The following is a 21,692-nucleotide window of genomic DNA, read 5'->3' as shown; positions in this document are numbered from 1 at the left end:
CCGTCGGCCTGCGCGGTCAGTCGCCGCTGGGCTTGCCGCGCATCTTCTTCACATCGGAGCGGCCGGATTTTGCTTTCAGCCGCCGCTCGACCGAGCCTTTGGTGGGCTTGGTTTTCCGGCGCGGTGGTGGTGGCGGCTCGGCGGCCTTGAGGATCAGTTCCTTCAGCCGGTCGCGCGCATCCTCGCGGTTGCGCTCCTGGCTTCGAAACCGGTTGGCCTCGATCATCAGCACGCCGTCCTTGGATACCTTCCGGCCGGCAAGCCTGATCGCGGCTTCCTTGATCCGTTCGGGCAGCGACGGGGAATTGACGAGATCGAAGAACAGCTGGACCGCCGTCGAGACCTTGTTGACGTTCTGGCCGCCCGGACCGCCCGCCAGCACGAACTGCTCGGTGAGCTCCCATCCGGCGATGGTGATGCGGGTGTTGATCTCGAGAGGATTGCTGGCCATGGCCGTATTTCCCACAAACCGGAGCAAAAGAAAACCGCCGGCTCAAGGAGAGCCGACGGCTATAATGTTCCACGTGAATCCTTAAGGTCCAGCTGGGACCAAAGGATTACTCGGCGGCGATCTTCAGGCCAGGTGCTGCGTCGCGGACCTTGCTATCGACATGGTCTTCGAACTTCTCAAAGCTCTTGATGAACATCGAGACCAGCTTGGCTGCCTGGTTGTCGTAGGCCTGGCCATCGGACCAGGTCGAACGCGGATCGAGAATGGACGTTTCGACGCCGTCGACGGCGACCGGAACGGCAAAGCCAAAATTGGCATCCGTGCGGAACTCGGCATCCTTGAGGCTGCCGTTCAGGGCTGCGGCCAGAAGCGCGCGGGTGGCCTTGATCGGCATACGACGACCGGTGCCGTATGCGCCGCCCGTCCAGCCGGTGTTGACCAGCCAGCAATCGACGCCGTGCTTGGCGATCAGGTCCTTCAGGAGGTTGCCGTATTCAGCTGGATGACGCGGCATGAACGGTGCGCCGAAGCAGGTGGAGAACGTTGCTTCCGGCTCTGTCACACCCTTTTCCGTGCCAGCCACCTTGGCGGTGTAGCCGGACAGGAAGTGGTACATCGCCTGTTCCGGGGTCAGTCTTGCAATCGGCGGCATCACGCCGAACGCATCTGCCGTCAGCATGATGATCGTCTTTGGATGCGGCGCGAGGCCGGTTTCCGACGCGTTCGGAATGAAATGCAGCGGATAGGCACTGCGGGTGTTTTCCGTCAGCGAATTGTCGTCGAAATCGGGAACGCGGTTGTCGTCGAGAACGACGTTTTCCAAGACCGTGCCGAAACGGCGGGTTGCCGCGTAGATTTCGGGCTCGGCTTCGGCGGAAAGCTTGATCGCCTTGGCGTAACAGCCGCCTTCGAAGTTGAAGACGCCGTTTTCGCCCCAGCCATGCTCGTCGTCACCGATCAGCGTGCGGGTCGGGTCGGCCGAAAGCGTGGTCTTGCCGGTGCCCGAAAGGCCGAAGAACACGGCGGTATCGCCTTCGCTGCCGACATTGGCGGAGCAATGCATCGGCATCACGCCCTTGGCCGGCAGGAGATAGTTGAGGACGGTAAAGACCGACTTCTTGTTTTCGCCGGCATAGGACGTGCCGCCGATCAGCACGAGGCCGTTTTCCAGATCGCAGGCGATCACGGTTTCGGAGCGGCAGCCGTGACGGGCGGGATCGGCCTTGAAGCTCGGCAGGTTGATGATCGTCAGCTTCTGTTCGAAACCTTCCAACGTATCGCGCTTGGGGCGGATGAGGAGGTTGCGGATGAACAGCGCATGCCAGGCAAGCTCTGTGACGACGCGGGTCGGAAGCGCGTTTGCTTCATCGGCGCCGCCGATCAGATCCTGGACGAACAGGGTCTTGCCGCTGGCATGGGCCAGCATGTCAGCCTTCAGCACGGCAAAGTGCTCGGGCGACATCGGCTTGTTGTTGTCCCACCAGATCTTGTCTTCGGTACCGGCGTCGCGGACGACGAATTTGTCTTTGGGCGACCGGCCGGTATGCTGTCCGGTGCGAGCCCGAAGCGCGCCGTCGATCGTCAGATCGGCTTCGCCCCGGCGAATCGCTTCTTCGTAAAGCTCGACTTCGCTGAGATTGTAATTCACACGCGATGCATTGCCGAGACCGATGTCTGCGAGCCCGTTCGATGGGTTGTGAAGTCCAAACTGCTCCATACGCGCGCTCCTTTTTGTGGATTGAACCTGCGCGGAACCTAGAGCGGGTTTTTAAAAAGGGCAAGATAATTCTGAAATAGCGTAATAATATCAGTTATTTAATCGATTTAAAAAATTTTATTCTCGATTAAATCGGTTTACGAGGGTTTTCTGTTCGCCGTTTCTGGGGGTCTTTCACGACCTGCAGACTGTGTTTGGCTCATTGGGACAAAGGTCCCTACCGACCGTGCGCCTCTTGGCGTTGCCACAATTTGTTCCACCTTTATACTGAAGAAGCGCATGGCTTTCGCCAATTCTGGCTGGGGACATCCAGGAGATGCGCCTATATGACGATGGAGACGGAGAGAATGCAGACAATCGCGCTCGTAGATGACGACCGCAATATCCTGACTTCGGTGTCGATTGCACTGGAAGCCGAAGGGTATAAGGTCGAAACCTATACCGATGGCGCCTCCGCGCTCGACGGGCTGATCGCCCGCCCCCCGCACCTGGCCATCTTCGATATCAAAATGCCGCGCATGGACGGAATGGAGCTGTTGCGACGCCTGCGACAGAAATCCGATCTGCCTGTGATCTTCCTCACCTCCAAGGATGAAGAGATCGACGAGCTGTTCGGGCTCAAGATGGGCGCAGACGATTTCATCACCAAGCCGTTCTCGCAGCGATTGCTGGTCGAGCGCGTAAAGGCGATCCTGCGCCGCTCCAGCGCACGAGAAGCCCAGCAGGCAAGTGGCGGCGTCAAGCCGACCCCGGACCAGTTGGCGGCCCGCACACTGGAACGCGGCCAGCTGGCGATGGACCAGGAACGCCACACCTGCACCTGGAAGGGCGAAGCGGTAACCCTGACAGTCACGGAATTCCTGATCCTGCATTCGCTGGCGCAGCGTCCGGGCGTCGTGAAAAGCCGTGACGCGCTGATGGATGCCGCCTATGACGAACAGGTCTATGTGGACGACCGCACCATCGACAGCCACATCAAACGCCTGCGTAAGAAGTTCAAGATGGTTGACACGGATTTCGACATGATCGAGACGCTGTACGGCGTGGGCTACCGATTCCGCGAGGCTGCGTAACGGTTGCCAGCTCCGAGACCCGGGAGCCTCTAAGAATTCGATCGTGCGGATGCGTAACTTGAAGCCGCCGCGGCACAGGGCTTAGACTGTAAGCTCTCTGGAAGGACTGCACGTGGCAGACCGATTGCATGAAACCGGAACGACCAGACCCGCGAGTGCCGGAATACGCCGCGCCTCACGGCGCTTCTGGTCGCGACCGTTCACGCTCATTCGCCGGGTGTTCGGCCACGCGGTGTTTTCCAGCCTCACCCGCCGCATCCTGTTCTTCAACATCGCGGCGACCGTCGTTCTCGTCGCCGGCATCCTCTATCTCAACCAGTTTCGCGAGGGGTTGATCGATGCCCGCGTCGAGAGCCTGCTGACCCAGGGTGAAATCATTGCCGGCGCAATCTCTGCCTCGGCCTCCGTCGATACCAATTCGATCACCATCGATCCGCAGAAGCTTCTCGAACTGCAGGCAGGCCAGAGCATCACGCCGGTGCCGAACGACGAGGACCTCGATTTCCCGATCGACCCCGAGCGGGTCGCGCCCGTGCTGCGGCGGCTGATCTCGCCGACCCGCACCCGCGCCCGACTGTTCGATGCAGACGCAAACCTGCTGCTGGACTCGCGCCACCTCTATTCGCGCGGCCAGGTGCTGCGCTTCGATCTGCCGCCGGTTGAAGATCAGTCGCAGACATGGAGCGAATGGGTTGCCGGCCTCTTCAACCGCATGCTGCAGCCCGGCAACCTGCCGACCTACAAGGAAGCGCCCGGCGGCGATGGCTCGATCTATCCGGAAGTGATGAACGCGCTCACCGGCGTTCGCGGCGCGGTCGTGCGCATTACCGATCGCGGCGAACTGATCGTTTCCGTCGCAGTCCCGGTCCAGCGGTTCCGTGCCGTGCTCGGCGTCCTGCTTCTTTCCACCCAGGCCGGCGATATCGACAAGATCGTGCATGCGGAGCGGCTGGCGATCATGCGCGTCTTCGGTGTGGCGACGCTCGTGAACATCCTCCTGTCGCTGCTTCTATCCTCCACCATCGCCAATCCGCTGCGCCGGCTTGCGGCCGCTGCCGTTCGGGTGCGTCGCGGCGCCAAGCAGCGTGAAGAGATCCCGGACTTCTCCTACCGCCAAGACGAGATCGGCAACCTTTCGATCGCGGTGCGCGACATGACCAACGCGCTCTACGACCGCATCGACGCGATCGAAAGTTTTGCAGCCGACGTGAGCCATGAGCTGAAGAACCCGCTGACGTCGTTGCGCAGCGCCGTCGAGACGCTGCCGCTCGCCAAGTCCGAGGCCTCGAAACAGAAGCTGACGGATATCATTTTCCACGACGTCCGCCGCCTCGACCGGCTGATCAGCGACATCTCCGATGCATCCCGGCTCGACGCGGAGCTTGCCCGGACCGATTCGGCACCTGTCGGCATGGATACGCTGCTCGGCAACCTCGTCGATATTTCCAGACAGATCCGCACCGGCCGCAAACCGGTGGAGATCGATCTGGTCATCGATGCGAAGGGCGGGCAGAAACCGAATTACCTCGTCAACGGCCACGACCTGCGGCTTGGCCAGATCATCACCAACCTTATCGAAAATGCCCGCTCCTTCGTGCCTGAAAAAGGCGGTCGCATTGCCATCCGCCTCGCCCGGGTCAAGGACAAGGTAGTCGTCACCGTGGATGACAACGGTCCGGGCATTCAGGCCGAGAACATCGATCGCATCTTCGAGCGGTTCTACACCGATCGCCCCGATGGCGAGAGCTTCGGCCAGAATTCGGGCCTGGGACTGTCGATCAGCCGTCAGATCGCCGTGGCGCATGGCGGCTCCCTGCAGGCGGAAAACCTTGTCGATCCGCAGACGGAGATGCTCAAGGGCGCGCGCTTCACGCTGTCGCTTCCTTCGGGCGAAGAGCCATGAGCGATACGCAACGGGTCAATATCCATGCAACGGCGATCGTCGTCGGGACCCGCGGCATCCTCTTCACCGGTCCTTCCGGCAGCGGCAAATCCATGCTGGCGTTTGCCTGTCTGAGTGCCGCCAGACGCCAGGGCGTCTTTTCGGCGCTGGTGGCCGACGATCAGGTGTTCGTCTCGCGCGAGAATGATCGCCTCGTCGCACACCGGCCGCAGACGATCGCCGGCCTCATCGAATTGCGCGGCAGTGGCATTATCGAAGTAGACTCCGCCCCGTCAGCTGCCCTCGATCTTGCCGTGCGCGTCCTGTCGTCTCCGAACGACGAACGGTATCCGCCGGACAACGAACGCTTTGCGCTTTCGGGTCTCGGAGACATTCCACTGGTGAGATTATGGTCGCTCTTTCCGGAGCCACTTTCCGCGCTTTCCGGCCTTTTCCCGGCATTTCGAGGGGAGCGACCCTTCTGACCCAATCCGGCTCGCGATTTTTTAACTTGAACTTGATGCGGACATGGCGAAGATGGCTCCCCACCGCTGGACGCCTGTATTGCGTTGCGATATTGGCCGCAAGTTTCCATAGCAGGGGGCAGTTTTCATGATCGGAATTGTGCTTGTCACTCATGGCAAGCTGGCTGAGGAATTTCGACAGGCCGTCGAGCACGTCGTCGGACCTCAGAAATTCATCGAAACCATTTGCATCGGCCCCGAAGACGATATGGACCAGCGGAGGCAGGATATCGTCGATGCGGTCGCGAAGGCCGATGACGGATACGGCGTCATCATCCTCACCGACATGTTCGGCGGTACGCCGTCGAACCTTTCGATCTCGGTGATGGAAAGCGGCAAGACGGAGGTCATCGCTGGCATGAACCTGCCGATGCTGATCAAGCTTGCCGGCGTCCGAAGCGACAACAACATGGAGCGCTCGCTGATCGAGTCCTCCGAGGCCGGCCGCAAATATATCAACGTCGCAAGCCGCGTGCTCAGCGGAAAATAAGAAAGCACTGCAAACGCATGTCTCCCCTTGCCCCACGGCATTTCACAATCGTCAACAAGCGTGGTCTCCACGCGCGAGCATCGGCCAAGTTCGTGCAGATGGTGGAAAGTTTCGAAGCCGATGTGAAGGTTTCAAGGGATGGATCGACAGTCGGCGGCAATTCCATCATGGGCCTGATGATGCTGGCCGCCAGCACCGGCTGTTCGATCGAGGTTTCCGCAAGCGGCCCGCAGGCTGTTGAAGCGCTCGACGCTCTGGAGGCGCTCGTTGCCAACAAGTTCGGCGAAGAAGCTTGATAACCATAGCAACCGAACGGACATAAACATATAAAGACGTCTTTATGTGTTAGTTGCAAGTCAGCCTCAAGCCTGTTACACCGCTGGCGAGATTTTTCGTCGACGCCCGGATGAACGGAAATCCGTTCCCCTGCCTTCGACACACCACGCGGAGAGCTTTATGAGCACTGACAAGGATTACATCGTCGCGGATATCGAACTTGCTGCCTACGGCCGCAAGGAGCTCGACATCGCCGAAACCGAAATGCCGGGCCTGATGTCGTGCCGCGAGGAATTCGGTGCATCGCAGCCGCTCAAGGGCGCCCGCATCTCCGGTTCGCTGCACATGACGATCCAGACGGCGGTTCTGATCGAGACGCTGAAGGAACTCGGCGCCGACATTCGCTGGGCCTCCTGCAACATCTTCTCGACCCAGGATCATGCCGCTGCTGCCATTGCAGCGTCCGGCATCCCGGTATTTGCCGTGAAGGGTGAATCGCTCACCGAGTACTGGGAATACACCGACAAGATCTTTCAGTGGACGGATGGCGGCTTCTCCAACATGATCCTCGATGATGGTGGCGACGCCACCATGTACATCCTGCTCGGCGCCCGTGCCGAAGCCGGTGAGGACGTTCTTTCCGTGCCCACATCGGAAGAAGAAGAGATCCTGTTCGCGCAGATTAAGAAGCGTCTTGCCGCTTCGCCAGGCTGGTTCACCAAGCAGCGCGATGCGATCAAGGGTGTGACCGAAGAGACCACCACAGGCGTTCACCGCCTTTATGATCTTTCCAAGAAGGGCCTGCTGCCCTTCCCGGCCATCAACGTCAACGACTCCGTCACCAAGTCGAAGTTCGACAACAAGTACGGCTGCAAGGAATCGCTGGTCGACGGCATTCGCCGCGGCACCGACGTGATGATGGCCGGCAAGGTCGCCGTCGTCTGCGGTTACGGCGATGTCGGCAAGGGTTCGGCTGCTTCGCTCCAGGGCGCCGGTGCTCGCGTCAAGGTCACTGAAGTCGATCCGATCTGCGCCCTGCAGGCTGCCATGGACGGGTTTGAAGTCGTCGTGCTCGAAGACGTCGTCGCCTCGGCCGATATCTTCATCACCACTACCGGCAACAAGGACGTCATCCGCATCGAGCATATGCGCGAGATGAAGGATATGGCGATCGTCGGCAATATCGGCCATTTCGATAACGAGATCCAGGTTGCGGCGTTGAAGAACCTGAAGTGGACCAACGTGAAGCCGCAGGTCGACATGATCGAGTTCCCGAAGGGCAACCGGATGATCCTTCTGTCGGAGGGTCGCCTTCTCAACCTCGGAAATGCTACCGGCCATCCGTCCTTCGTCATGTCCGCCTCGTTCACCAACCAGACGCTGGCCCAGATCGAGTTGTTCACGAAGCAGGGCGAGTACAAGAACGAGGTCTATATCCTGCCCAAGCACCTCGACGAAAAAGTTGCCCGTCTTCACCTCGGAAGGCTCGGCGTGACGCTGACCAAACTTTCTGACGAACAGGCTGCTTATATCGGCGTCTCGTCGCAGGGTCCGTTCAAGGCTGAACACTACCGCTACTGATCCGTAGCCGAACAATCCACAACATCTTGTGGCCGCAGCCTTGACAAAGGCTGCGGCTTCTTTTTTGGCCCCGCGCCTTCCCGCTCTCTGCCGCGGCAGGTATTGTTACAGCTCTTGATTCGTACTCGTTCGGGCCTCCGGCTTCGGGCAAGGTGCGATGTGGTATGTCTTGTCGATAAGCGGCAATTGGACGGAGACAGACCGGTCATGTCGGTAAGAAAAACGAGCCTGCGAAAGCAGGCCGATCTCATTTGTGGCGTGGCGATGAGCTGCGGCCTGGACGCCTGCAAAGAGGCGGCAAATGGGCGGTGGAAGAAAGACCTTGCCCGGCTTGCGCCGGTGAGCTTGGCACGTCCGGCTGCAGCGTTCCTGGCGGGGACGGTGCTCTCAGGCGTGGCTGGGATGGCGCATGCACAGGAGGCCGGCACGGTCGGTCCGCACATGTTCTCGTCGACCCAGGTGATCTGGTCGTCGCTGGTGCTTGGCGCGCTGGGGGCTGCCCTGCTGTCGGCCGTCTGGCTGGTTCGCCAGCGCGGCAACATGGAAGCCGAAACCCAGGATATGCGCAGCGCGCTTTCGGATGCGCAGCAGCGGATTTCCAAGTACGAAGCGCTGATCGCCGACAAGAACCGCCGCATCGTGGTATGGGAAAGCGGCTACTCCAAACCTGAGTTCCTGGGCCAGTTGCCGGCTGAAACCGGTGCGCCGCAGCAGGATCGCGATTTTCTCGCCTTCGGCCGCTGGCTGCGCTCTTCTTCGGCAATCGAGCTGGAAAAGGCGATCGACGCTCTGCGCGGCGAAGCCCGCAGCTTCGATCTGGTTCTTGAAACCAACCGCGACGAAATCCTTGAAGTGCAGGGCCGCGTTTCGGGCGGAAAGGCGTTTGTCCGCTTTATCGCGCTCAACAACCTGCGCGCCGAGCTTGCCGAACTGAAGATCGAACGCGAACGGCTGACCCACTCCATCTCGCTTTTCCACTCGCTGCTTGACACGATCGAACAGCCGGTCTGGCAGCGCGACGCACAGGGCAGGCTTGCCTGGGTCAACCACGCCTATAGCGATGCCGTCGAAGCCAAGGTTCCGACGCAGGCCGTTGACGAAAGCCGCGAATTCCTGGGCACGATCGCGCGTGAGAAAATCCGCGCCGTCGCAACAGCCAACTCGCCTTTCCACGACCGCATCTCCACTGTCGTGCGCGGCAATCGTACCGTGTTCGACGTTGTCGATGTCGTGGCAACGAACGGTTCCGTCGGCATTGCGATCGATGTGTCGGAAGCCGAATCGGTGCGCGAAGAGCTGAAGCGGACGCTCAACAGCCACGCCGAAACGCTGGACCATCTCGCGACACCCGTCGCGATCTTCGACGGCGAACGGCGGCTGCAATTCTACAACCAGGCTTTCGTCCAGCTGTGGGGCCTTTCCCTGCCCTTCCTCGAATCGCGGCCGGATAATTCCGAACTGCTCGACAAGCTGCGCGCCAACGGCAAGCTGCCGGAAGAGCTCAGCTGGCGCAACTGGAAGGAATCGGCGCTGTCGATCTACCAGGCGCTCGATACCAAGACCGATACCTGGCATCTGCCGAACGGCCAGACGCTGCGCGTCATCGCCACCGCGCACCCTCGCGGCGGCGCCACCTGGGTGTTCGAAAACCTCACCGAACAGGTCGATCTCGAAACCCGTTACAACACGCTGGTCAAGGTTCAGGGCGAAACGATCGACCACCTTGCAGAAGGCGTGGCCGTGTTCGGCCCGGACGGCCGAATCACACTGTCCAACCCCGCTTTCCGTGCGCTCTGGGGCGTGACCGCCGACGAGACAAAGCCGGGCACCCATATCAAGGCGATCGAGAAAGCCTGCGCGCCATCCTATGACGAGCCGGACGGCTGGCGTCATTTCGGGCAGATGCTGACCAATTTCGATGACGAACGGGCCTCGATACAGGGAACGTTCGAGCTCTATTCAGGCCTCATCCTCGACTATGCCGCGACGCCTTTGCCCAATGCCCAGACGATGTTCACCTTCGTCGACATGACGGCCAGCGCGCGCGCCGAGCGGGCACTCAAGGAAAAGAACGAGGCGCTGCAGAAGGCCGACGAGCTGAAGAACGATTTCGTTCAGCACGTTTCCTACGAGTTGCGGTCGCCGCTGACCAACATCATCGGCTTTACCGATCTCCTCAAGACGCCGGGCATGGGTGAACTGAACGATCGGCAGGCGGAATATATCGACCATATTTCCACCTCGTCGTCGGTGCTTCTCACAATCGTCAACGACATTCTCGATCTTGCGACCGTCGATGCCGGCATCATGCAGCTGAACTATTCGCAGCTGGCCGTGGACGAGCTTCTGGACGACGTGGCGATGCAGATCGCCGACCGGCTCCACGAAAATACGGTGACGCTGGAAATCATCGCGCCGACGGCACTCGGAACCGTGTTTGCCGACGAGCAGCGGCTGAAGCAGATCCTGATCAAGCTTCTGATGAACGCCACCAATTTTGCGCCCGAGGGGTCCGCAATCTCGCTGAATTGCTGGCGCGACGAGAGCAACGTGTTCTTCTCGGTAACTGACAGAGGCCCCGGCATTCCTCCTGACATGCTGAAAACGGTGTTCGACCGGTTCAAGGCGAACGCCAAGGGCGGCAAGCGCAGCGGTGCTGGCCTTGGTCTTTCGATCGTCGAAAGCTTCGTCACCCTCCACAACGGGGACGTCTCGATCGACAGCCGGGCCGGACAGGGAACGGTGGTTACCTGCCGCATTCCGGTCGGATCGCGGGCCCGTTCGGTCGCGGCCGAATGATCGCTGCGCCTGGCGATAGCATTGTCGTGGCACTGACCGACGAGGCCGAGACAATTCTGTTCGGCGAGGATCTGGTGCTGGCGCTGAAGGCTGGCGACTGCCTGGCGCTTTCGGGCGATCTCGGCGCCGGCAAATCGACGCTGGCGCGTGCCTTTCTTCGGGCCATGGCGGACCAGGACGATCTGGAAGTGCCAAGCCCCACTTTCACGCTGGTCCAGATCTATGAACTGCGCATTCCCGTGGCGCATTTCGATCTCTATCGGCTGGCCGATCCGTCTGAGCTCGACGAACTCGGTTTCGACGAAGCGCTTTCTTCCGGTATCTGCCTTGTCGAATGGCCGGAAATAGGCGGCGACCTCCTGCCCGCGGATCGCATCACGCTGACGCTCGAGCATGAGACGAGCGGCCGACGGGCGACGATTACGGCACCGGAAGCAGCCCTTGCCCGCATTCGCCGGGTGATCGCCATCCGCGAGTTTCTGCGCACTCACGGTCATGCCGATGGCCGACGCCGGTTCCTGACCGGCGATGCCTCGATGCGGGCCTATGAAACCGTTCTGACCGAATCAGCCGAAAAGGTGATCCTGATGGACTGGCCGAAGCGGCCCGAGGGTCCGCCGGTTCTCGACGGCAAGCCCTATCCGAAAGTGGCGCATATCGCCGAGGATGCCTATCCGTTCGTGGCGATCTCCGATTACCTGCGCGGCATCGGCCTTTGCGCCCCTGAGGTGCTTGCCGTGGATTACGACCAAGGCATTCTTCTCATCGAGAACCTCGGCCAAGATGGTGTGCTCGACGAAGACGGGCAGCCGATCGGCGAACGCTACCGCGAAAGCGTCGTGGCGCTGGCCTATTTGCACGGCCATGAGATCCGGCAGGACCTTCCCGTCGACGGCTCCCACACGCATCACATCCCGGATTTCGATCCGGTCGCGATGAAGATGGAAGCACGGCTTCTTCTTGACTGGTATCTGCCGTGGAAGCGCGGCGGGCAACCTGGAGCGGACGAGCGAGAGGAGTATCTCTCGATCTGGGACGGGCTGATCGCAGAGCTCGGAAGCGCGGAGAAAAACCTGCTGCTGCGCGATTTTCATTCCCCGAACATCATCTGGCGTAGCCAAGCCTCCGGCGTGCACCAGGTGGGCCTGATCGATTTTCAGGATGCGATGATCGGCCCGACGGCTTACGACCTCGCGTCGCTGGTCCAGGACGCCCGCGTCGATATTCCCAAGGTTCTGGCCGATCAGATGATGATCGACTACCTGACGCTGCGCCGCGCACTGGGCGGATTTGACGAAGCGGGTTTCCTGAAATCCTGGGCGATCATGGCGGCACAGCGCAACTGCAAGCTTGCCGGTCTCTGGGTTCGGCTGCGGGAACGCGACGGCAAGCCGCACTATATGAAGCATATGCCGCGAACATTGCGCCATCTTTCGACGGCACTCGCGCATGAAGCACTCGCGCCCTTGCGCGATTGGTGCCACAGGGCTGGTATAGAGCTTCCCGAATCATAAATACGGTTGCATGGACATGACCAACGCCCCGATCTCGCAGGCTATGGTGCTGGCGGCAGGGCTCGGTACCCGGCTTCGCCCGATCACCGAGACGATGCCGAAGCCACTGGTGCCCGTTGCCGGAAAGCCGATGATCGATTACGGGCTCGATGCCCTGGCCGACGTCGGCGTGACGCATGCGGTCGTCAACGTCCATCACTTCGCCGACCGGATGGAAGCGCATCTCGCCGCCTATCCGCGCCTTGAGATCACCGTGTCCGACGAGCGGGCCCAACTGATGAACTCGGGTGGTGGGTTGAAGCAGGGCTTATCGCTGCTTCAACCCGGCTTTGTCTTTGTCATGAATGCCGACCTGTTCTGGATCGGGGAGAAGGCAGGCGCGCCCACCAATCTTGAGCGACTGGCCGGGTTTTTCGATCCGCAGCGCATGGATATGGCGCTGCTCTGCGTGCCGCTGGAGCGCACCACCGGACACAACGGCAAGAAGGATTTCCAGCTGTCCTCCGACGGCCGGCTTTCGCGTTACGTTGAAGGCGAAGATAACCCGGTCGTCTATGCGGGCGCGATCGTCATGCACACGTCGCTTCTCGACGACGCGCCTGACGATGCCTTCAATCTCAACATCTATTTCGACCGTGCGATCCAGAACGATCGGCTGTTCGGCCTTGTGATGGATGGCGAGTGGATCACTGTCGGCACGCCGGAAGCGCTGCCGGAAGCCGAAGCCGTGATCGCCCGCCACAAAGCGGGGGCCTGATCGATGTCGGATGCATCGCCGAACCGCCTCTTCTCCATCCCGTCAGGCGCGCCCTTTTTGAAGACGCTAGCCGCAGCACTCTGCGACGGGCGGCTGAACGAGACGTTTCGCTACGATCCCCAAAATCCGCTGTCGCTGGCTGACGTCACCATTTTTGTGCCGACGCGCCGTTCGGCGCGTGTGCTGCGCTCGGAATTCGTCGATCTTCTCGGCGGCCGCGCCGCGATCCTGCCAGTCATCCGGCCACTTGGCGAAACCGACGACGATCAGAGCTTTTTCGATCTCGTTGCACCCGAGGAAATGGATCTGGCCCTGCCGATCGGCGGCACGGCGCGACTTCTCGAACTCGGACGGCTGATCCTTGCCTGGCGCAACCAGCTGCCGAAGATCGTGCTGGACGTGCATTCGGAATCGCCGCTGGTGGCGCCCGCAAGCCCTGCGGATGCGATCTGGCTTGCCCGGGCGCTGGCGGAACTGATCGATGCGATCGAGACCGAGGAACGCGACTGGAAGGATCTCGACAATCTCCAGACCGGCGAACATGCGCTGTGGTGGCAGCTGACGGCCGAATTCCTGAAGATCGCCAGCGGTTTCTGGCCGACGCGGCTTGAAGAGCTGAAACGCTCTTCGCCGGCAAAGCATCGGGCTTCGATCCTGCGCGGAGAGGCGCGGCGGATTACCGAGCGGGAGCACAAGGGCCCCGTGATCGTTGCGGGATCCACCGGGTCCGTTCCGGCAGCGGCCGAGCTGATCGCGGCGATCTCTAAGCTTCCCGAAGGCACGGTCGTCCTGCCGGGCCTCGACATGACGATGCTGCAGGACCAGTGGGACATGGTGTGCGAGGAAACCTTCGACGGCAAGCCCGACCCTTCGAGCCGCAGCCATCCGCAATTCGGTTTGTCCCGCCTGTTGAAGAAGATCGGTGCCACGCGCGAGGATGTCACTGTCATCGGCGAGACAGAGGCTGATCTTGCCTTTCGCGCCGAGGCGATCTCGCAGGCGCTGATGCCTGCCAAGGCGACGGATCGCTGGAATACGTGGCGCCAGGACGCCGATCCGGAAAAGCTGCGCGCGGCCTTTGCCGATGTTACGCTGATCGAAGCTGCCAACGAGCGCGAGGAAGCGGTGGCGATTGCCATCGCCCTACGGCTGGCGCTCGAAAAACCCGGACGAAACGGTGGCGAGGCCCAGGCAGCGCTAATCACGCCCGACCGCGCGCTTGGCCGCCGCGTCACCGCAGAACTTGCCCGTTTCGGCATCCTCGCCGATGATTCGGCCGGTTCGGCGCTTTCGGGCACGCCGCAGGGCACGCTGACGCAGCTTCTGCTGGAAGCCACGCTTCGTCCAGGCGATCCGGTGGCGATCGTTGGCCTGCTCAAACATCCGCTGCTACGGCTTGGCCTTCCGCCGGCCAAGCTGCGCGCTGCAATCGATGCGCTGGAAGTGCTCGCCCTGCGCGGTGGCGTCGGTGACATGGATATTTCAGCACTCGAGCCGCTTCTCGATGCGCAGCTGACCGCAATCCTTCAAGACCGGCACATGCCGCATTGGCGCAGCTCGTTGCCCGAAGGCTCTGTTGCTCAGGCAAAGGATATCGCAAAGCGGATATCGACAGCGGTCGAACCGCTGGTCAGCGCCTTTATCCGCCGCCGTCCCGATGGGCGCGGGCTGACGGCAAGACTGACGCTGTCCGATTGGGCGACCCGCACGGGGCGCGCGCTCGAAGCGCTGTGCATCGACGAGCGCGGTGATCTCTCGGCGCTCTGGTCGGGTGAGCCGGGCGAACGTCTCTCGGGTCTGCTGGGCGAAGTGATCGAGACCGATGGGCAGATCGAGGCTGACGGGCCGCAGTGGATCGACATCGTCATGGCGCTGACGACAGGCGAAGCGGTCAAGCCACGATCGCTTGCGCATCCTCGGGTGTTTATCTTCGGAACGCTGGAAGCGCGGCTGCAAAGCGTTGATACGATGATCCTCGGCGGTCTCAACGAAGGCTCCTGGCCGGGACAGACAGTCAACAACCCGTTCCTGTCGCGTTCGATGAAGACCGACATGGGTCTGGAACCGCCCGAACGGCGGATCGGCCAGCTGGCGCACGATTTCGAAATGGCCTGCGGCACCCGCAACCTGATCTTTTCCCGCTCCACACGACAGGGATCGACGCCGACGGTTGCTTCCCGCTGGCTGCAGAGATTGTTGGCGCTGGGCGGCAAAACCTTTGCCGACGAATTGAAGGCGCGCGGCAAGGATGTTCTGCATTGGGCGTCGCTGATCGATCGTGGCGACAACCAGCAGCAGGCCAGGCGCCCTGCCCCCAAACCGCCGGCGGAGCTGCAGCCGGTCAAATATTCGTTCAGCGAAGTCGGACGGCTGCGTCGCGACCCCTATTCGATCTATGCACGGCGTATCCTCAAACTCGATCCGCTGGCGCCGTTCAACGAAGATCCGGGTGCGGCACAGCGCGGCACGCTCTACCACGCCATTATCGACCGCTATACGCGCGAAAGCCACAAGCCCGGCACGCCGGTTTCACGTGAAGCAATGCAGCGCATCACGCGGGAGCTGTTCGACGCCGAACAGCTCCCGCCGCATATCGACCGGGTCTGGCGGCCGCGCTTCGTCGAGGTCGCGCGGGCGTTTCTCGACTGGGAAGAGCGTCGCGCACCGGAAGTCCGCAGCAGCGTTACGGAAGCCGGTGCCGGTTTCGAGGTTGAGAGTGCCGGCATCCGTGTCACTGGCATTGCGGACCGGATCGACATCAAGCGCTCCGGCGAGGCTGACATCATCGACTACAAGACCGGCCTCAACCCTTCCGTCCTACAGGCGCGGTCGCTGCTCGACCCGCAACTTGCCTTGGAGGCAGCGGCGCTGCAGGCAGGCGCCTTCAAGACGATGGGCATCCAGCGGCCCGGCGATCTTCTTTATGTCCGGCTTCGCCCCGGCGACCGGTTCAAGGAAGACCGGATCAACAATGAGGGCGCAACCGCGAATGCCAAGCGCCAGCCGAAATCGGCGATCGATCTCGCGCAGGAATCGATCGACCAGCTGGCCAAGTTCGTCATCAAGCTGCGTCAGGGCGATGCGGGGTTCGCCTCGCGGCTGGTGCCGTTCGCGCAAGGGGATTTCGGCGGCGAATACGATCACCTCGCCCGCGTTGCCGAGTGGTCGACGGCCGATGACGATGGAGAGGCGGACGCCGATGAGTGATCTTTTCACCGAGTTGCCGGATAACCCGGCTTCGGACCTGCCGGATGGAGACGACCCGATCCACTGGATCGATTGGACCACGGTTCAGCAATCTCGCGCCTCGGACCCGGCCAGTTCCGCCTGGGTGTCGGCCAATGCAGGCTCCGGCAAGACGCATGTGCTGACCCAGCGGGTGATCCGGCTTCTGCTTGCCGGATGCCGTCCCTCCGCCATCCTCTGCCTCACCTACACAAAGGCCGCAGCATCGGAAATGTCGAACCGTGTGTTTCAGCGGTTGTCGGAATGGACGGTTCTCTCCGACGACGAGTTGCGCACGCGGATCGCGGCTATCGAAGGTCACGAGCCGGATTCCATGAAGATCGCCGAGGCGCGGCGGCTGTTTGCGAAGGCGCTGGAAACGCCGGGTGGTCTCAAGATCCAGACGATCCACGCCTTCTGCGAAGCTCTGCTGCACCAGTTTCCGCTGGAGGCCAATGTGGCCGGCCATTTTTCGGTGCTCGATGACCGCGCCGCCACCGCCCTCCTCTCCGAAGCGCGGCGCTCCCTGCTGACGGCCACATCCGCCGAGGACGATCCGGATCTGGCGGAAGCCTTTGCGCATGTTCTCGATCTCGGCGACGAGTTCGGGCTGGAAGCGCTGCTGTCCGACATCGTTGCAAGACGCACGGCGATCCGCAAATTTACGGCGCAGGCGGAGAAGAACGGCGGCATCGGCCCGGAACTGAAGCGGGTCCTGGGGCTCGATCCTGCCGATAGCGAAGACAGCATTGCCGCCACCTATTGGCCGCTGCCCCAGCTTTCCGGCATCACGCTCGATCTCTATCTGTCGCTTGCCGATCAGAAGGGCGGCTCGACCGTCCATGAGGTGGCCTATGGTTTGCGCTTGGTCGCCAAGGAGCCGGACGTCTTCAAGCGCGCCGCCTATCTCGATTCCATCTTTCTGACGGCCAAGGGAACGGTGAAGTCGGATCGCAGCCTGATCGCCAGCGCCATGACCAAGATCGCACCGGAACTTGCCGGCGCGATCGATACGGCGCGAGAGCATGTTCTGAGCTGCCGGAACCGGTTGCGACTGTACCGCCTGTTTGCCGCCACCAAGGCGGCGCTGACGCTGGCTGCACGCCTGACCGACGACTACGAGGACCTGAAACGGGGCCGCAGCCTGCTCGATTTCGAGGATCTGATCGCTCGTACCGCCGATCTTCTGACCCGCGACGGCGTGGGTGCCTGGGTGCATTACAAGCTCGACCAAGGCATCGACCACATTCTGGTCGACGAGGCGCAGGATACCAGCCCGATCCAGTGGACCGTGATCAAGTCGCTGGCGGAGGACTTTTATTCCGGCAACAGCGCGCGCGATACGCGCCGGACGATGTTTGCGGTCGGTGACGAGAAACAGTCGATCTATTCATTCCAGGGCGCGCGGCCGGAGCGGTTTGCCGAGGAACGCAGCGCGACGCAGAGGCAGGTTGCGGCCAGCGGCCAGCCGTTTCACGCGATCCGCCTGCCGCTGTCCTTCCGGTCGACAGCCGACATCCTTTCCGCCGTCGATCAGGTGTTCTCAATCGAGGAAAATGCCAAGGGCCTGTCGGCGATCGGCGATCCGGTGCAGCACCGATCCAACCGCATGGGCCATCCCGGCGCGGTCGATCTCTGGGACGTGGTGGCGCCCGAAGTGTCCGAACAGGAAGACGACTGGACCGCGCCGTTCGATTCGACCCCGGACAAGGCACCGGCTGCCATTCTCGCCTCTCGCATCGCCGCCCGGATCGGCGAGATGATCGGCCGCGAGACGATCATCGAAAAGGGCGTGGAACGGCCGATCGAGCCTGGCGACATTCTCGTTCTCGTGAGAAAGCGCGACGCCTTCGTTAACGCGCTGACGCGGGCGCTGAAACGTCGCGACAACATTCCCGTAGCAGGCGCCGACCGGTTGAAGCTGACGAGCCATATCGCGGTGCAGGATCTGCTGGCGCTTGGCCGCTTTCTGCTTCTGCCGCAGGACGACCTGTCGCTGGCGGCGCTGCTCAAAAGCCCGTTGTTCGATCTGTCCGAGGAGGATGTGTTCGAGGTTGCGGCGCTCAGACCCGAAGATGACAGCGCCTGGACGCAGCTCAAGCGTCTTGCCGAAAAACAGCCGCTGCGGTTTCGTGATGCAGCGGAGCGATTGCAGCATCTGCTGACGCTGTCGCGGCTGCTCAGCCCGCATGATCTCTACGCCCGTATTCTCGGACAATATGGCGGACGGCGGAAGTTTCTCGGACGGCTCGGCACCGAGGCGGGCGATATTCTCGATGAATTGCTCACCTTCGCGCTCGATCACGAGACATCCGGCCTGCCCGGCCTGCAGGCTTTCGTATCCACGCTGGAGCTCGAAAGCCCCGAGGTGAAGCGCGAACAGGATGGTGGCCGCAACGAGGTGCGGATCATGACCGTGCATGCCTCCAAGGGTTTGGAAGCGCCGGTCGTGTTCCTCGTCGACAGCAACTCGAAATCCTTCATTCCATCGCATGTGCCGAAATTCCGGCTGCTGAAGACCGTCCATGGTGACGTTCCGGCCTGGCTCGCGGGCAAGACGCTGTCCAACCCGCTGACGGCGGCGGACGACGAACGGTTAAAGACCTCTGCCGAAGAAGAGTACCGGCGTCTTCTCTATGTGGGCATGACCCGTGCTGCCGATCATCTTGTGATTTGCGGTTATCGCGGCAGCCGCGACAATCCCGATAGCTGGCAGGCGATGATCGCACGTGCCTTGTCGGCGAGCGGTCAGCACTGCAGCCCAGCCACATTTTCCGGCCCCGAGGGCGAGTGGAACGGCCTGTCGTGGCGCCTGCCCGCGGCACCGGGCAAAGCTGCTGCCAAAGCGGACCACACAGCTGCCGTCGGCTCCGAAAGGGAGGCTTCCGCCCCTACCCTGCCCACGGCGCTTTCGCGACCGCTGCCGCCCCGCAAGATCCTGCCGCGGCCACTTAGCCCGTCCGGTGCTGGCACGATGATCGATGACGATGCGGATGATCTGATTGTCACATCGCCGCTGTTCGGCGACAAGGCGACCGGCAGCCTGGCGCTGCAAAAAGGCAAGCTCGTGCATCGGATGCTGCAGATGCTGACCGACTTCCCGGACGGCGAACGCGAGGGTGCAGCCCGGCGTTATGCAGACCGCGCCGCCCGCTTCTGGCCGCCGGCTGAGCGACAGAAGCTAGTTGAGAGCGTCATGTCTGTTCTGTCCCTTCCCGAGCTCGCGCCGGTCTTTTCTGCGCGCAGCCAGTCGGAGGTCTCGATCATGGGAACGCTGACGCTGGAGGGCCAGGACTACGCGATCTCGGGCCGGATCGACCGGCTGGTCGAGATGGAGGACCGCGTCATCATCCTCGATTACAAGACGAACCGCTTTCCGCCGGGCACTGCGGAAGACGTGCCATTGACCCACAGGGCACAGCTCTCCATCTACCGCGAAATCCTCACGCCTCTTTATCCGGGCAAAGCGATCGACTGCGTGCTCGTCTACACCGAGACGGCAAAGGTAATCCCGCTGGGTGTGGAGCTGATGTCCCGTTCGCTTGCAGAACTTAAGACAAAGTGACATGACGGACATTGAAAATAGTGAGTGCCGATCTCACATCTGGGTCAACAAGAATCGAAGGAGAGCCCAATGGCTACCGTGAAAGTCGATACAAACAATTTTCAGGCTGAAGTTCTGGACGCCGTAGAGCCGGTCGTCGTCGATTTCTGGGCTGAATGGTGCGGCCCGTGCAAGATGATCGCTCCGAGCCTTGAAGAGATTTCGACGGAACTCGCCGGCAAGGTGAAGGTCGTCAAGCTGAACATCGATGAGAACCCGGAACTGGCTGCCCAGTTTGGTGTGCGCTCGATCCCGACTCTTGCCATGTTCAAGGGCGGCGAAGTGGCCGACATCAAGGTTGGCGCTGCGCCAAAGACGGCTCTCGCAGCCTGGATCTCCAGCGCCGCTTAAGCTTCTGTTTCACGTGAATCCAAAAACCAGGCTGATCGATCAGCCGGGTTTTTTGTTATCTGTTGATCGATCCTGTCCGTTATCAGACCGGTGGCGTGCCATTGTCGGCCAGCACATTGCCGGCGAAATAGAGTGAGCCGCCGATCAGGATACGGGGCGGCGGACTGCCGGGCAGCTGGCGGCGGGTGATTTCCTGCAAGGCTTCGATGGTGGAACCGGCGGGTTCGGCGACCAGGCCAGCGTCGAAGGCAGCATTGGCCAGCACAACCGGATCAAGGCCTGCCTCGCTATCGCGGATGCGGACGGTAAAGACGTGTTCGCCGAGATCGGCAAAGGCCCGGAAATAGCCGACGGGATCCTTCGTGTTGATCATGCCGGTGACGAGATAGAGTGGCCGAGGCTGGCGTTCCTCGAAGGCCGCCATGGCTTCAGCAATCACCTCGCCGCCGGCGGGATTGTGCCCACCGTCGAGCCAGATTTCCGAACCTGGCGGCGCGATTTCCAACAGTTTGCCCTCGACCAGCTTTTGCAGGCGGGCCGGCCATTCGACCATGCCCATCGCCTTTTCCATGGTGGCGTCAGTCACCGTGAAACCGGCGGCCTTGACGGCGCGAATGGCCGCTGCGGCGTTGGCGAACTGGTGGCGGCCCGGAAGGCGCGGCAACGGCAGGTCCTGCAGGCCGTCTTCGTCCTGGTAGATCAGCCGGCCGAACTCCTCATGGGCTGAGAAATCCTGGCCATAGATGGAGAGCGGACAGCCCAGCCGTTCGGCAGTCGCAACCAGAACCTCGCGGGCCGCGTCGAATTCCTGGGCGCCGACCACGACCGGGCGACGGCGCTTCATGATGCCGGCCTTTTCCGCTGCGATCAGTTCGACCTTGTCGCCCAGATAGGCCTGGTGATCGAGCGCGATCGGCATGATCACCGAGACGGCGGGGTCGGTGATGACGTTGGTCGCATCGAAGCGACCGCCCAAGCCCACTTCCAGCACTACGGCATCGGCGGGCTGTTCGGAAAAGATCAGGAAGGTTGCCGCTGTCAGGATCTCGAACACGGTGATCATCTGGCCGGCATTGGCATCGCCGACGCGGCGCAGCGCATCCGCCAGCAGGGCATCGTCTACAAGCTGGCCCCGGCCGCCCTTCACGCCGATGCGAAAGCGTTCGTGCCAGCGCACCAGATGCGGCGATGTGTGGACGTGCACGGCATAGCCACCCGCTTCGAGAATCGCGCGGCAAAAGGCGGTGCAGGACCCCTTGCCGTTGGTGCCGGCCACATGAATGACCGGCGGCAGTTTCAGATGTGGATTGCCGAGCATCTCAAGGAGGCGGGTAATGCGCTCGAGCGACAGATCGAAACCCTTCGGGTGAAGGGTCATCAGCCGCTCGATTTCCTGCTCGGCCGCACTTGCCACGGGCTGGTTCATCGTCGTCATCCCGAAGCTCCGG

At 61.7% G+C, this 21,692-nt stretch carries 15 protein-coding genes; 12 read left to right on the top strand and 3 right to left on the bottom strand.

Annotated features, from left to right (window positions below; genetic code table 11):
• Window positions 1–16: 16 nt before the first annotated feature.
• Window positions 17–451, bottom strand: a complete 435-nt coding sequence (gene arfB / locus G6K99_RS17670; protein ID WP_174197329.1) for an alternative ribosome rescue aminoacyl-tRNA hydrolase ArfB — start codon at window positions 449–451, stop codon at window positions 17–19.
• Between the two features lie 106 nt (window positions 452–557).
• Window positions 558–2,168 (bottom strand): phosphoenolpyruvate carboxykinase, encoded by a 1,611-nt coding sequence (locus G6K99_RS17665; RefSeq protein WP_174197328.1) that lies wholly within the window; start codon window positions 2,166–2,168, stop codon window positions 558–560.
• 347 nt (window positions 2,169–2,515) lie between these two features.
• Between G6K99_RS17665 and G6K99_RS17660 the strand changes: the two genes are divergently transcribed.
• From G6K99_RS17660 to trxA, 12 genes are all read left to right on the top strand, one after another.
• On the top strand, window positions 2,516–3,241 hold the full coding sequence (locus G6K99_RS17660) for a response regulator transcription factor (protein WP_092665285.1): 726 nt from the start codon (window positions 2,516–2,518) through the stop codon (window positions 3,239–3,241).
• A 112-nt stretch (window positions 3,242–3,353) separates the two neighbouring features.
• Window positions 3,354–5,144, top strand: coding sequence for a stimulus-sensing domain-containing protein (locus G6K99_RS17655; protein ID WP_371816226.1), 1,791 nt, complete (start codon window positions 3,354–3,356; stop codon window positions 5,142–5,144).
• Window positions 5,141–5,608: an HPr kinase/phosphorylase gene (locus tag G6K99_RS17650; RefSeq protein ID WP_062577137.1), complete on the top strand. Its 468-nt coding sequence runs from the start codon at window positions 5,141–5,143 to the stop codon at window positions 5,606–5,608. The genes G6K99_RS17655 and G6K99_RS17650 overlap by 4 nt, the downstream gene beginning before the upstream one ends.
• Window positions 5,609–5,735: 127 nt before the next feature.
• Window positions 5,736–6,137, top strand: a complete 402-nt coding sequence (locus G6K99_RS17645; protein ID WP_174197327.1) for a PTS sugar transporter subunit IIA — start codon at window positions 5,736–5,738, stop codon at window positions 6,135–6,137.
• Between the two features lie 17 nt (window positions 6,138–6,154).
• Window positions 6,155–6,433 carry an HPr family phosphocarrier protein gene (locus G6K99_RS17640; RefSeq protein WP_062462974.1) on the top strand — a complete coding sequence of 93 codons (279 nt, stop codon included), beginning with the start codon at window positions 6,155–6,157 and terminating at the stop codon, window positions 6,431–6,433.
• Window positions 6,434–6,593: 160 nt separating this feature from the next.
• A complete protein-coding gene (gene ahcY, locus G6K99_RS17635; protein ID WP_062462971.1) occupies window positions 6,594–7,994 on the top strand; it encodes an adenosylhomocysteinase in 1,401 nt (466 codons plus the stop codon).
• Between the two features lie 207 nt (window positions 7,995–8,201).
• Complete coding sequence (locus tag G6K99_RS17630; RefSeq protein WP_174197326.1) at window positions 8,202–10,793, top strand: ATP-binding protein; 2,592 nt, start codon at window positions 8,202–8,204, stop codon at window positions 10,791–10,793.
• On the top strand, window positions 10,790–12,307 hold the full coding sequence (tsaE, locus tag G6K99_RS17625) for a tRNA (adenosine(37)-N6)-threonylcarbamoyltransferase complex ATPase subunit type 1 TsaE (RefSeq protein WP_174197325.1): 1,518 nt from the start codon (window positions 10,790–10,792) through the stop codon (window positions 12,305–12,307). Before G6K99_RS17630 ends, tsaE begins: the two co-directional genes overlap by 4 nt.
• A 16-nt stretch (window positions 12,308–12,323) precedes the next feature.
• Window positions 12,324–13,064: a nucleotidyltransferase family protein gene (locus tag G6K99_RS17620; RefSeq protein ID WP_174197324.1), complete on the top strand. Its 741-nt coding sequence runs from the start codon at window positions 12,324–12,326 to the stop codon at window positions 13,062–13,064.
• Between the two features lie 3 nt (window positions 13,065–13,067).
• On the top strand, window positions 13,068–16,271 hold the full coding sequence (gene addB / locus G6K99_RS17615) for a double-strand break repair protein AddB (RefSeq protein ID WP_174197323.1): 3,204 nt from the start codon (window positions 13,068–13,070) through the stop codon (window positions 16,269–16,271).
• Window positions 16,264–19,854, top strand: a complete 3,591-nt coding sequence (addA, locus tag G6K99_RS17610) for a double-strand break repair helicase AddA (RefSeq protein ID WP_174197322.1) — start codon at window positions 16,264–16,266, stop codon at window positions 19,852–19,854. The genes addB and addA overlap by 8 nt, the downstream gene beginning before the upstream one ends.
• Window positions 19,855–19,923: 69 nt before the next feature.
• Window positions 19,924–20,244 carry a thioredoxin gene (gene trxA, locus G6K99_RS17605; protein ID WP_062462956.1) on the top strand — a complete coding sequence of 107 codons (321 nt, stop codon included), beginning with the start codon at window positions 19,924–19,926 and terminating at the stop codon, window positions 20,242–20,244.
• A gap of 82 nt (window positions 20,245–20,326) precedes the next feature.
• Here trxA and G6K99_RS17600 read toward each other — a convergent pair whose 3' ends face one another.
• The gene (locus tag G6K99_RS17600) at window positions 20,327–21,679 is read right to left on the bottom strand and encodes a folylpolyglutamate synthase/dihydrofolate synthase family protein (protein WP_244631516.1); all 1,353 of its coding nucleotides are present in this window, start codon (window positions 21,677–21,679) and stop codon (window positions 20,327–20,329) included.
• Window positions 21,680–21,692: the final 13 nt, after the last annotated feature.

Source organism: Neorhizobium sp. AL 9.2.2 (genome assembly GCF_013317225.1).
Taxonomy (GTDB): domain Bacteria; phylum Pseudomonadota; class Alphaproteobacteria; order Rhizobiales; family Rhizobiaceae; genus Neorhizobium; species Neorhizobium soli.
The sequence above is the reverse complement of the archived record's forward strand: the minus strand, read 5'-3'. Positions and strand labels throughout refer to the sequence as shown.